General features: G+C 70.8%; 11 protein-coding genes. 3 read left to right on the top strand and 8 right to left on the bottom strand.

Annotated elements, in window-relative coordinates; all coding sequences use genetic code 11:
- Nucleotides 1-48 precede the first annotated feature (48 nt).
- Both GCL72_RS04925 and GCL72_RS04920 read right to left on the bottom strand, forming a co-directional pair.
- Nucleotides 49-1,902, bottom strand: a complete 1,854-nt coding sequence (locus GCL72_RS04925; protein ID WP_153143596.1) for a sulfatase — start codon at nt 1,900-1,902, stop codon at nt 49-51.
- Nucleotides 1,899-2,516 carry a PadR family transcriptional regulator gene (locus GCL72_RS04920; protein WP_153143595.1) on the bottom strand — a complete coding sequence of 206 codons (618 nt, stop codon included), beginning with the start codon at nt 2,514-2,516 and terminating at the stop codon, nt 1,899-1,901. The genes GCL72_RS04925 and GCL72_RS04920 overlap by 4 nt, the downstream gene beginning before the upstream one ends.
- Nucleotides 2,517-2,770: 254 nt before the next feature.
- Between GCL72_RS04920 and GCL72_RS04915 the strand changes: the two genes are divergently transcribed.
- The 3 genes from GCL72_RS04915 to GCL72_RS04905 all read left to right on the top strand — a co-directional run bounded on the left by GCL72_RS04915 (nt 2,771) and on the right by GCL72_RS04905 (nt 5,471).
- Nucleotides 2,771-4,120, top strand: a complete 1,350-nt coding sequence (locus tag GCL72_RS04915) for an MFS transporter (RefSeq protein ID WP_246161019.1) — start codon at nt 2,771-2,773, stop codon at nt 4,118-4,120.
- A gap of 287 nt (nt 4,121-4,407) precedes the next feature.
- Nucleotides 4,408-4,821: a hypothetical protein gene (locus GCL72_RS04910; protein ID WP_153143594.1), complete on the top strand. Its 414-nt coding sequence runs from the start codon at nt 4,408-4,410 to the stop codon at nt 4,819-4,821.
- Entirely contained in the window at nt 4,818-5,471 is a 654-nt protein-coding gene (locus GCL72_RS04905) for an NUDIX domain-containing protein (protein ID WP_153143593.1), read from the top strand. Before GCL72_RS04910 ends, GCL72_RS04905 begins: the two co-directional genes overlap by 4 nt.
- Before the next feature lie 176 nt (nt 5,472-5,647).
- Here the strand turns inward: GCL72_RS04905 and GCL72_RS04900 are convergent, their stop codons facing one another.
- The 6 genes from GCL72_RS04900 to GCL72_RS04875 form a co-directional block, all read right to left on the bottom strand.
- The gene (locus tag GCL72_RS04900) at nt 5,648-6,514 is read right to left on the bottom strand and encodes a ribokinase (RefSeq protein ID WP_153143592.1); all 867 of its coding nucleotides are present in this window, start codon (nt 6,512-6,514) and stop codon (nt 5,648-5,650) included.
- Nucleotides 6,511-8,184, bottom strand: coding sequence for a dihydroxyacetone kinase family protein (locus GCL72_RS04895; protein ID WP_153143591.1), 1,674 nt, complete (start codon nt 8,182-8,184; stop codon nt 6,511-6,513). Before GCL72_RS04895 ends, GCL72_RS04900 begins: the two co-directional genes overlap by 4 nt.
- Before the next feature lie 64 nt (nt 8,185-8,248).
- Nucleotides 8,249-9,121 carry a dihydrodipicolinate synthase family protein gene (locus GCL72_RS04890; RefSeq protein WP_153143590.1) on the bottom strand — a complete coding sequence of 291 codons (873 nt, stop codon included), beginning with the start codon at nt 9,119-9,121 and terminating at the stop codon, nt 8,249-8,251.
- Between the two features lie 97 nt (nt 9,122-9,218).
- Nucleotides 9,219-10,715 (bottom strand): tripartite tricarboxylate transporter permease, encoded by a 1,497-nt coding sequence (locus tag GCL72_RS04885; protein WP_153143589.1) that lies wholly within the window; start codon nt 10,713-10,715, stop codon nt 9,219-9,221.
- The gene (locus GCL72_RS04880; RefSeq protein WP_153143588.1) at nt 10,712-11,221 is read right to left on the bottom strand and encodes a tripartite tricarboxylate transporter TctB family protein; all 510 of its coding nucleotides are present in this window, start codon (nt 11,219-11,221) and stop codon (nt 10,712-10,714) included. Before GCL72_RS04880 ends, GCL72_RS04885 begins: the two co-directional genes overlap by 4 nt.
- 25 nt (nt 11,222-11,246) lie before the next feature.
- Entirely contained in the window at nt 11,247-12,212 is a 966-nt protein-coding gene (locus GCL72_RS04875) for a tripartite tricarboxylate transporter substrate binding protein (RefSeq protein WP_153143587.1), read from the bottom strand.
- Nucleotides 12,213-12,237 lie beyond the last annotated feature (25 nt).

The raw sequence follows: 12,237 nt of genomic DNA, 5'->3' as shown, positions 1-12,237 counted from the left end.
CGCAGCGATGTGCCGCGCCTCCCGGTCCAGCTGTTCAGGCATCACGCCTCACTGCAGCTGACCGAGAGACTCCCCCACGGACCTGTCGACGAGCGCCTCGGCGATCCCGCGCAGCTGGGCGGCCGTCACCGCACCGAAGGCCGCCAGGTCCAGCAGGGTGACCCCGCCGGGGACGTTCACCGTCTCCGTACGGACCAGATCAGGTGCCCAGGCCTCCACGGCCCGTGCACCCTCCGGAACCGCCAGCAGCTCCGGCAGCGGTCGACGCGCGACGACGTCGGGCAGCGCCTCGGCGGGCGGCAGCGGTTCAGCCACCGCCGCCGCGCGCTCGGCATGCTCGGCGACCAGCAGATGCTCGACGGTCACCTCCCCGTCGGCCGGGAGACCGAGACGCTCGAACTGACTCCGCGGCGCCTCCGACGCACGCAGCGTGTCGACCAGCATCCGCGCCATGCGCAGCTCGAGCTCGTCGTCCTGCAGCGGATGCTCCTGTCGTGGGTCGGCCTCCAGGTCGTAGAGCAGCGTGCCGTGCCGCCAGGAGTTCAGCCAGCCGGCCGCAGTCGGGATCCGCATGGTCCGCACCTGCTTGGTGAAGCTGAACGGCTCGACCGGCTCCCAGTCGGTGAGCTCAGCCGGAGCGAAGCGCGACCGCATATGGGTGGGCATCAGCGTGAACTCCTCCAGCGGCTGGTTCTCCGCGGAGACGCTGGAGCGCATGTAGACGTAGCGGCCGTCGGTGATGTTCACGTGCCCGCCGTGGACGCCGAAGAGGGCGGCCTCGCGGCCGGCGTCGGCACCCCGACCTGCGCCGGCGTCGTCGCCCGCGCCGTCGCCGTCGGACTGCCTGGCTCCGTCCCCGGCGTCCGGGCCGACGACGGCGAGGTCGCGGCCCTGCATGTCCTCAGTGGGCTCCAGCCCGAAGTGACGCAGCATCGTCGGGGCGATGTCGATGGTCTGGGCCAGATCCCCGCGGCGGGTGTCCGCACCGCCGGTGCGCGGATCCCAGAGGAACATCGGCAGATGCACCAGCTCGTTGAACCACGGCTGGACGGACTTCGCCCACCATCCGTGCTCGCCGAGCAGGAAGCCGTGATCGGTGTTGACGATCAGCAGCGTGTCTTTCCAGAGGTCGTGGGCGTCCATCGCGTCGAGCACGCGGCCCAGAGTGTCGTCGCACATCGACACCAGCGAGGCGTACTCGCGACGGGCGCGCTCGGCCTGGTCTTCGGGCTCGGTGACCTTCTGGTACCCCGGCCAGTCGAAGCGCTCGGCACTCATCTGCTCGGCGTCCAGGTGGCGGGAGCGATAGTCGTCATGGGTGAAGAACGGCTCATGCGGGTCGAAGAGCTCGATCTGCAACATCCAGTCGTCGTCGGCGGCGTTGACGTCGAGGAAATGCAGTCCGGCGTCGACGGTGCGCGTCTGAGTGTGCTCGGCGGTGGTCGGCATATAGGTCCGGTTGACGGCATCCTGGCCGCGGATCGCCGTCTTGAAGTCCGCCCCGGCGACGCCGGCGGAGACCACGCCCTTCCACGGGTCGCCCTCCTGCCCGCGGAAGCACTCCCAGGTGGTGTAGCGGGTGTGGAAGGTCCCGCCGCCGTCCTCCCAGTAGTGGGGGTGGTCCGAGACCAGGTGCGTGTGGATGCCGGCATCGCGCAGCATCTGCGGCATCGAGTCGTCGAAGGGCTCCAGCGGACCCCAGCTGCGGTGCAGGAAGTTGTACCGGCCGGTGTGCATCTCACGGCGAGCGGGCATGCACGGCATCGAGCCGGCATAGAAGTTCTCGAACGTCGCCGCCGAGGACGCCAGCCGCGCGAAGTTCGGCGCGTCGACCATGGTGCCCCGGTAGGCCGGCAGCGCGTGCCGGTTGAGGCTGTCGAACATCAGGATGATCGCCTTCACGAATCCACCTCCACGGTGTAGTGCTCCGGGGTCAGGTTCTGCCGCGCGGCCTCCAGATCGTCGGCGGTGGCCAGAACCTCGCGCAGCCGGGTGAGCCGGGCGACGTAGGCATCCTTGGCCGCGGCATTGGCATAGTGCACCGCGTCATTCATGAAGTCGGCCAATTCGACGTCGAGCTCCGTGGCCGGATCCCGGTGCTCGGTGCGATCCCGATGCCGGAAGGTGCGGATCTCCTCGGTGCGCACCGAGATCTCGGTGTCGAACAGACGCAGCAGCTGCTCGCGGGTCATGAAGCCGGCGAAGGCCAGCCGCGCGTGGAACTCCGGGTCCTCGTACCGCGTCGGCGGAGTGTACGGCCCCGTCAGCCAGTCGAGGAAGACGGTCACGCCTTCCTCGGTGAGGGCGTAGCGCTTCGCGTCCGTGGCGCCCGGCCGCGGCTCGACGGTGTGCTCGGCCCAGCCGCGGTCCTCCATCGTGGCCAGCGTCCGGTAGACCTGGCTCATCTGGGTGTTCGACCGCAGGAAGCGCAGCTGGGTGTCGATGGCCTTCTTCAGGTCATAGCCCGTCCGCGGCCGCGTGGCCAGCACGCCCATGAGCAGATGCTCGAGTTTCATCGCAGACCTCTTCGGCGTCGAATGATGCACGTCACGCACCACAGCATGACACAAGTGTCATGCGCTGGCGAAACGTCGGCGAGTCGACCTGCACGTCACCGACGCCATTCAGGCAGGACACCCCACCGTGATGCTCTTCACAGAATCGCGTTGACGAAGGATGAGACTTGTGACATGGTCTCGTGCCATAGCCATGAAACTTGTGTCATGGATCACCGCGATGAGTCAGGATCCCTGAGGGAGGAGCGCCCGTCATGAGCGTGGAGACGACCCCGAGAACCAGCAGCGCCCCAGTGCCCCACCGATGGCGGAACCTGTTCACCCTGACCGGCTCCACCGCCATCGACAGCACTGAGCAGAGCGCGATCAGCACGATCTTCCCCACGATCGCCTCTGCGCTGGGGCTGAACAGCGGCCACCTGGGCATCATGACCGCAGCGGGAAAGATCGCCTCGGCCCCCGCCGGCCCGGCCTGGACCTGGCTGGCCGCCCGCACCTCGCGGAAGTTCGTGCTGGTGACGACGTCGCTGGCCGGTGGAGCGTTCGGCGTCGCCGCCGGCTTCAGCCACGAGTTCTGGATGCTGCTCGTCCTCAACACGCTCATGGCCGCCTCGCTCGTCGGAGGGTCGCCCGTCGCCAACGCCTTCATCATGGACTGCTTCGAGGACCGACGTCGCGGTCAGGCCATGTCAGTCCTGTACGGCTTCGCCGCGGCGATCGGCTCGTTCACCGGACCTCTGCTCGGACTGTTCACCCAGCTCGACGACGGCTGGCGGATCGGCCTGTTCACGATGGGAGTGATCGCCATCACCGCCGGACTGGCGCAGTGGGTCCTGATCCGCGACCCGGGGATCGGTGCGTCCGAGCCCGAGCTGGGAGACCTCGACCAGACGAAGCGCGGGGCCGAGCGGGCTGATCTGACCTCGATCCTGAGCCTCTTCCGGGTGCCGACGTTCTCGATCATGATGGTCTCGCGGATGCTCTCCGGCCACCTGCTGATCACCGTCTTCGGCGTGACCTTCCTGGTCGACGAGCGCGGCTTCGACAACGCGACGGCCTCGCTCGTGCTGGTCCCGTTCGGCCTGGGATACCTGGCCGGCATCTTCGGCGGCGGTGCCCTGCTCGCCCGGCTCGACGACGTCCTCCCCCACCGCGGCCGGGTCTGGTACATCCAGGCCGCCCAGGTGCTCTTCGCCGTCGCCGCGCTGATCGGCACGCAGTCCGAGGCGACGTCGATCTGGTACTACGCCACATTCTGGGCGCTGATGGGCGCCTGCCAGGGCATGAACCCGCCGGTGAACCGGCCGATCATCTCCTCGGTCATCTCGCCGCACCAGCGCGGCCAGGCGATGGCCATCTTCATCACCGTCTTCGAGACGCTCGCCTGGGCGGCCTTCTCGCTGGGCGCCGGACAGCTGGCCGAGGTGCTGAGCATCGAGGGCGTCTTCTTCTGGGTCCTCGGCGTGCTGATGATCGTCAATGCGCTGGTCCTCGGCCTGCTCCACCGCACCTACCCCCGCGACTGCGTCCGGATGGTCGGACTGCTCAACGCCCAGCGTGACCGGGCCATGCAGCGCCGGGCTAATACCGGCGTCGACGACTGATTCGCACGGCGCAGAACCTGTCGTCCACACCGTACGGCCGTCGCCCCTTTCGGCTCCGAGAGCACGAGACGTGGCCGACGACAGCGGGCGTCCCCGTGTCAGCAGCTGTCCGTACTGTGCGATGAGCATCATTCGCACAGTGAGGAGCAGTCATGACGACATCACCGCCGAATCCTGAGGACGCTCCCGTTCCCGACACTCAGGCCCCGGGGCCGCCCCTCGGGCCTGAGCCGTCGGGACAGCCGCCGTCACCGACGGACTCTCCGACGAAGCATCGCTCCCCGTCAGTGCCGCTGGTCCGACTGGTCCGGACCATCTGGCTGGCCGCGGTCGCCGTCGTGCTCGCCGTCGTCTTCTTCAGCACGGCACCGCTGGGCGAGGTCGGCGACGACAGCCTCAGCTGGGACTCGTTGGTGGACGCCGCGCAGAGCAGACACGACATCAACGAGGAGAGCACCTCCGGAGCCCCGCAGCAGACGGTGGTCAACGGCAGGCACGCCACGGACCTGCTGGAGCTGCAGATCACCCAGGCCACCGGGCTGGCCGAGGACTCCCGCGACCTCGCCCGCGCCCAGACCGACGGGCTGATCTCCATCGCCGCACTGCTGCTGGTCCTGGGCATCGGCGTCGTCGGCGACATGGCCCTGCGCCTCTGGGACACTTCCGCCCGGCGCCCTCGACCTGCCTACAGTGAGGCATGACCACTTCCGAGGCTCACTCCCCCGCCCCTGCCGACGCGCCGGTCGAGGTGCCGGTGACCGCGCGCGAGACGCTGCGCGCCGCGCCGATCTTCGACCTGGTCGAGGAGACGTTCACCTTCGCCGACGACCAGCAGCTCACCCGCTCCTACCTATCCCACCCCGGCGCCGTCGCCGTGCTGCCGGTGGACGAGCAGGACCGGGTGCTGCTGATAGGCCAGTACCGCCACCCGGTGCGCATGCAGCTCTGGGAGATCCCGGCCGGCCTGCTCGACGTCGACGGCGAGCCGATGCTCGAGTGCGCCCGGCGCGAGCTGGCCGAGGAGGCAGACCTGCAGGCGACGACCTGGCACACGCTGGTCGACTACTTCACCACCCCGGGCGCCTCGAACGAGGGCATCCGCATCTACCTGGCCGAGGGGATCTCCTCGGTGCCTGACGCGGAGCTCCACACCCGCGAGGACGAGGAGGCTGGGATCGTGCCGACCTGGGTGCCGCTGGCCGACGCCGTCGCCGCCGTGCTGCGCGGCGAGATCCACAATCCCAGCGCGGTCGCGGCCGTGCTGGCGCTGCACGCGGTGCGCACCGGTGCGGGCACGCTGCGCGATGCGCGGGCGCCGTGGGAGCACCAACCGCGCGGCATCGCGCCGTGAGGTGAGGAGCAGTTGTCACGTCCTCCCCCTGATGTCACGTGGTTGCAGGGACGTGACACCCGGATGGGGACGTGACACCTCGAATGGGGCGAGGCGCGGACCGTCCCGTGCCCGCGTCCCGTGCCTGCGCCCCGACGGGAAGGACGGGCGCCGAGGCACGAGCACGCGCCCTGAGATCAGACGACGAAGTCCCGAGGGTACGACGTCTGGGCACCGGCGCGGGTGGCCGCCTCGGCCGCGAAGCGGGCGGCGATCTTCCCCGCCTCGGCCGGCGCATCCCCGCACGTCAGGCGCCCCAGCAGGGCGCCGGCTAAGGCGTCGCCGCAGCCGGTCGTGTCCACCGCATCGACCGGCACTCCGGGGATGCGGATCGTAGACGCGTCAGCCCGGTGGACGGTGGCTCCGTCGCCGCCGTGGGTGATCACCGCCGTCCCCACGCCCAGGGCGGCCGCGACGTCGGCGACCTCGGACGGGTCGCGGCCGAGCAGCCGGGCGGCCTCGCCGTCGTTGACCACCACCATGTCGACGTCGCGCAGGTCCACCGGCTCCCCGGACAGCGGCGAGGCGTTCAGCGCGACGGGCACTCCGGCGGCGCGCGCCCTAGCGGCCGCCTCGCGGACGGTCTCCTGCGGGATCTCCATGCTCAGCAGCAACCAGCTCGCATCGGCCAGCAGCTCCGCGGAGCAGTCCTCCGCCCGCAGCTGCGCGTTCGCCCCCGCGAGCACCACGATGGTGTTCTCGCCGTCGTCGCGCACGCTGATGAACGCGGTCCCCGTCGGCTCCGTGCCGCAGGAGACCCCGTCGGAGCGCACTCCGGCCTCCTCCAGCACGCGGACCGCCTGCTCACCGGCGGCGTCGGGTCCGGTCCGGGCCACCAGGCAGGAGGTCGCCCCGACCAGGGACGCCGCCACCGCCTGGTTCGCGCTCTTGCCGCCGTCTGAAGTCTCCAGCGTCAACGCGGTGAGCGTCTCGCCCGGGCGAGGGAACTCAGGAACGCGGATCGTCAGATCCTGATTGACCGATCCCATGACGAGCAGCGTCATGCCGAATCCTCCTGAACGGCGGCCAGCTCCTCGAGGAAGTGCACGGCGGCCGCGCTGCCCGGATCACGATGACCCTGCGTCCGGGCACCCTGCCAGGCGGCCCGTCCTCGCCGGTTCTCCCAGGCGTCGGACTCCTCAAGCAGCTGCCGCGCCCGCTCGGCCAGTCGCGCCGTCGACGCACCCTGCGGTTCGTCCACCAGCGGCGCGAGCACGTCCAGGACGGTCTTGTCGCCGACGACGGCGCCTCCCCGGGCGGCCACACGGTCGACGAACGCCGCGAGGACCTCGCGTCCGGCCTCCTCGATCCGTCGGTCGCCCAGGGCCTCGGCCGCGGCGAGCGCCCCGGCGCCGGTCAGCGCGGCGAAGGTCGACGGGTTGGCCTCGGCGAAGACTCGGGCGGCGACGCGCAGGACGTCGCGGTCCTGGGCGTCGGCGGGCAGCTCCTCCACCGCCTGGACCACCGCCCGAGCTCCGGCGGTGACGGTCAGCCCCAGGTCGCCGTCGCCGACGGCGGCGTCCAGCTCCCGCAGCTCCTCCTCGTGGGAGAGCATCGCAGGCATGACGGCCGCCAGCAGCTGCCGCATCCGGCTCGGAGACCCGGTGCGCATCACGTCGGTGCCGACGCCCTCGCCGCGGTCGGGCGTGCGCTGCCAGGCCGTCTCTCCCGTCGAGCCCGCACGGTAGAACGGAGAGTCGGCGGGAGCGGCCATCAGCATCTCCAGCTCCTCGTCCAGCGGCAGCACGGTGACCGAGGCGCCGGCCATCTCCAGGCTCGTCACGTATTCGCCCACATGCCGGTGCACGATGCTCACGCCGCGCTCCTCCAGGAGGCGGGCGAGCCGGCGATAGAGCACGTAGAGCTCCTCGGCGGGCGTGGCGCCGAGTCCGTTGACCAGCATCGCCACCCGATTCCCCCGACTCAGATCGACCTCGGCCTCCAGCTCGGCCAGGAACCGGTCGGCGATCCGGTCCGCCGACTCCAGCGGCCCGCGATGGGTGCCCTGCTCGCCGTGGATGCCCACGCCGATCTCCATCTCCCCGACGCCCAGCTCGAACGTGGGCTCGCCGGCGGCCGGCAGGATCGTCGGCGCGAGGCCGACGCCCAGGGTGCGCATCCCGTCCACCGCCTTCTGGGCCGCACGGGCGACCTCGTCCAGCGTCCACCCCTGCTCGGCGGCGGCCCCCGCGACCTTATAGGCGAGCACGAGTCCGGCGATCCCCCGACGGGTCTCGCGATGCTCGGGCGCCGCCGACAGGATGTCGTCGACGCCGATCACGGTCCGCGTGGGGATGCCCTCGGCGGCGAGCAGGTCGGCGGCGAGGTCGAAGTTGTAGACGTCGCCGCCGTAGTTCCCGTAGAGGAAGAGGCAGCCGGCTCCGCCCTCCGATTCTCGGGCGGCCCGGTGGATCTGGCTCGCCGAGGGCGAGGAGAAGACGTTGCCGATGGCCGCTCCCGAGCACAGCCCGCGGCCCACGTAGCCGAGGAACAGCGGCAGATGGCCGGAACCGCCGCCGGTGATGATGCTGACTCGACCCTCCTGCGGCGCGTCGGCGCGCACCATGGCCCGCCCCTCGGCGTCGGCGGGCCGCAGCCGCTCGGCGTGGGCGTGGTAGATGCCGTCGAGCACCTCGTCGACGAAGTCGTCGGGGTCATTGATGATCTTGCGCACAGCGTGGTCCTTCCCTCAGGGGCGACGGCCGTCGGACGACCGGCGCCGGTGGACGTCGACAGAGTCAGGCGGGCACGACCTCGGCGACGAGGTCGGCGATCCGTCGGCGGTCGTCCTCCGGCGCCGTCGCGACCGCCGAACGCACCGGGCCTGCGGCGAAGCCGCGGGCGGAGACGCCCGCCTTCAGGTGGGTCAGGCTCCCCGCATTGACCGCGGCCACGGCCCGCTCGACGTCGCGCTGGGCCGACCGGAGGGCCTCCGCGTCCCCGACGCGGAGGGCATCCCGCACACGGATGAACGGCTCGGGGTAGACCGAGGAGACGCCGGAGACGATCCCGTCGCCGCCGGCGGAACTGAACCACTCGAAGGAGACGTCGTTGCCGGAGTAGACGGTGAAGCCCTCCGGACGCTCGCGCAGGAACGCGTCGACACGCTCGTCGGACTCGCCGCTGATCTTCACTCCGGCGACACCGCGGGCGGCGAGCTCGGCCAGCACCGCAGGCTCCGAAGGCGTCGTCGTCCGGGCCTCGAAGAGGTAGGCGAAGACGTCCGCGCCGTCGGCCGCGGTGACCACCTGCTCGTAGTAGTCCAGGACCGCCTCCTCCGGCGCCGGGTGGTAGTAGGGAGTGACGGCGGCCAGCAGCTCTGCACCGCGCGACCGGGCGGCGCGGGCCAGGGCGGCCGCCTGGTGCGCCGAGGGGGCGCCCACGTGGAAATAGGTCCGGGACGGCCCGAAGACCTCCAGGGAGACGTCGAGCACCTCGAGCCGCTCCTCGTCCGAGAGCGTGGTGAACTCGCCCGTCGTCCCGGCGGAGAAGATGGCGTCGACGCCGGAGTCTCGCAGCCAGCTCAGGTGGTCGCGGATCGCGGCCGGATCGATCGAGAGGTCCTCGGAGAACAGAGTCGGCGTCGCGGAGATGACGATCGGACGAGTCATGAGGGGGTGTGTCCTTTCTCAGGGGTGAGGTGCAGTACGAAGGTGAGTGCATCGTCGGTGCGGGGCATCCCGCGGACGGTGCGGCTCGCGTCGACGGTCAGGAGACGGGCCGGCGATCTCGGCGTCGGCTCCGCCGCAGGCGACGCAGCGCCGGCGGAAGGGTCACCGACGCCACGGCGACGACGAGGAAGGCCAGCGCGATCGGGCTGGTCAGGATCTCGGAGACGCCGCCGATCTCCAGGGCGCGCCGCAGGTTGGCCTCGGCGAGCTCGCCGAGGATCAGGCCCAGCACCACCGGGGCGGCGGGGAACCCGAGGCGTCGCATGAAGAGCCCGACGACGCCGGCGACGAGCATCACGGCCACGTCGACCACGCTGTTGTTCACCGCGAAGGTGCCCACCAGGCAGAAGACGATGACCACGGTCCAGAGGTAGTGCGGCGGCAGCTCGAGGAGCTTGGAGACGCCTCGCATGCGCAGCAGGCTCAGGAACAGCGTCAGCACCGTCGCGAGCGCCATGATGCCGGCGATGGTGTAGACGAGGTCCGGCTGGGAGGCGAAGAGTCCCGGGCCGGGGTCGAAGCCCCAGATGACCAGCGATCCGATCACCACCGCCATCACCGAATCTCCCGGCACGCCCAGGGCGAGCGTGGTGCTCACCGACGGGCCCAGTGTGGCGTTGGAGGCGCTGTCGCCGGCGGTCAGTCCCTCCATGGAGCCGTGGCCGTACTCCCCGGGAGTCTTCGACAGGCGCCGGGAGGCCGACCACGACGTGATCCCGGCGATGTCGCCGCCGGCGGCGGGCAGCGCGCCGACCACGGCTCCGATGCCGGTGCCGATCAGCGCCGGCTTCCGCATCCGTCGCCGCTCGGATCGGTTCGGCATCCAGCGACCGAGGTTCTTGATCGCCGTCGCCGTCCCCGCATGATGGGTCAGCATCTGGTCGAACACGTCGGCGATGCCGAAGAGTCCGATGATCACCGCGATGAACGGCAGCCCGTCGGAGAGCTCCAGCACCCCGAAGGTCATGCGCTCGGCCCCGGTGATGGGATCCCGGCCCACGGTGGAGAGCACCAGCCCGAACGCCGCGGCCGCCAGCCCCTTCAGCAGGTTGCTGCCCGAGACGCCCACGACCATGGTCAGGCCGAAGACGACCAGGGCGAACATCTCGGCCGGACCGAAGCTCAGCGCCATCCGTGACAGCGGGATCGCGGCGAAGATCAGCACCAGCAGGCCGCCGAAGGTCCCGAAGGCCGCACTGAACGCGGACGTCGTCAACGCGATGCCGGCCTTGCCCTGCTTCGCCATCGGATAGCCGTCGAACGTCGTGGAGATCGAGGCCGGCGTGCCCGGGGTGTTGACCAGGATGGCGGGCACGCGATCACCGAAGTTGGCCGCCACGTAGATCGTCAGCAGCACGGCGAGTCCCGGGATGGGGTCCATGGTCAGCGTGAAGGCGCTGGCCAGAGCCACCGACATCGTGGCCGTGATCCCGGGGAACGCGCCCACCAGCATGCCCGCCAGAGCGCCGACCAGGATGCACAGCAGGACCGTGGGGTCGGCCAGGGCGCCCAGTCCCTCTGCCACCGCGCTCATACCGGCACCCTCAGCAGGACGCTGAACAGCAGCCACAGCACCGTCGTGGTGATCACCGGGAAGACGACGAGTCCGGACCAGCCCCGTCCGCCCCCGATCGCCACGAGGGCGGCGACGAGGAGGACGGTGACCAGGCGGAAGTCGAAGAACTGCCAGAGGGCGCCGTAGATCAGCACCGCACCGAGCGCCAGCACGATCCGACGGACCCCGCCGCGCTCGGGTGCGGCGGGCGCCTCGTCGGCGCCGACGATCAGCGCGCGGGCGCCGGCCGCGAGGGAGAAGAGCATCACTGCTGCTCCGGAGACCTGGGGCCACCATCGAGGACTGAACTGTCCGTCGATGTCCGGGATCTCGATGGTCCCGGCCAGGGCGACGACGCCGGCCCCGGCCAGCAGCCCCGCCGCCGGGGCGAGCAGGTCGCGTCCCGGCGAGGGAGTGCCGGCGGATGCCGCACGTCGGGAGCCGGCGTCGTCGGTCCCGTCGGCCGATTCGGGGGTCGCTGTCATATCAGTCCTCATCGCTGATCGCTGCTCACTCCGAGAAGAGGGACTCGAAGCGGGCGTTCTCCTCCTCGTAGAAGGGCTGGAACTCCTCGGGTCCGACGTTCACCGCGATGTTGCCGGAGCTCTCGATGGTCTCGACGAACTCCTCGCTGTCGGCGGCGGAGCTGATCGCGTCGACGAGAGCCTCCCGCACGTCGTCGGGCAGCCCCTCGGGCGCCCCGATGGCTCCCCAGCCGCCGATGCTGACGTCGTGGCCCTGCTCCTCGGCGGTCGGCACGTCCGGCATGGCGTCGGCGCGCTCGTCGTCGAGCACCGCGAGCACGCGCAGCTGATCGTCCTCGGCCGCGGTGGCGGTCTCCGAGACCCCGGCGACGACGGCGTCGACCTGACCGCCGACCGCCGCGGTGACCGCGGGGGCTCCGCCGTCGAAGGGCACGGGGTCCAGCTGGGTGCCGGCCTCCTCGTTCAGCGCGCTGGTCGCGGCGTGCCAGATCGACCCGGTGCCGGAGTTCGCCACCGACAGCTCCTCGTCCTCGGCGGCGGCGAGCAGATCCTCCAGGGTCTCGTACTCGCTGTCGGCGGGGACGGCGATCGTCGCCGGCACCGAGACGATCTGGCCGAGCGGCTCGTAGTCGGACGGATCGATGTCATAGCCCTGGTGGCCGAGCATCACCGTCTCCACGGGCAGGTAGCCCAGCGTGTATCCGTCGGCGTCCTGCCCGGCGAGATGGTCGAGCCCGACGGAGCCGGCGCCGCCGCTGCGGTTCTCCACGACGATCGATGCGTCGAGCTCGTCCTCGAGCTCGCCGACGAGGGTCCGGGCGGCGAGGTCGGAGGCCCCGCCGGCGTCGTAGGGCACGACGACGGTGATGTCCTCTGACGGGAAGTCGGCCGTCTCGTCGTCGTTCTGTCGATCCGCGCACCCGGTGAGGGCGAGGAGCCCCGCCGCGCTGACGGCGAGGGCACGGACCGGTGTATTCGAGATGCGGTGCATAGTGGGTCCTTTCTGGGAATGGCGA

The organism is Nesterenkonia halophila (assembly GCF_009467795.1).
Lineage (GTDB): Bacteria > Actinomycetota > Actinomycetes > Actinomycetales > Micrococcaceae > Nesterenkonia > Nesterenkonia halobia.
The sequence above is the reverse complement of the archived record's forward strand: the minus strand, read 5'-3'. Positions and strand labels throughout refer to the sequence as shown.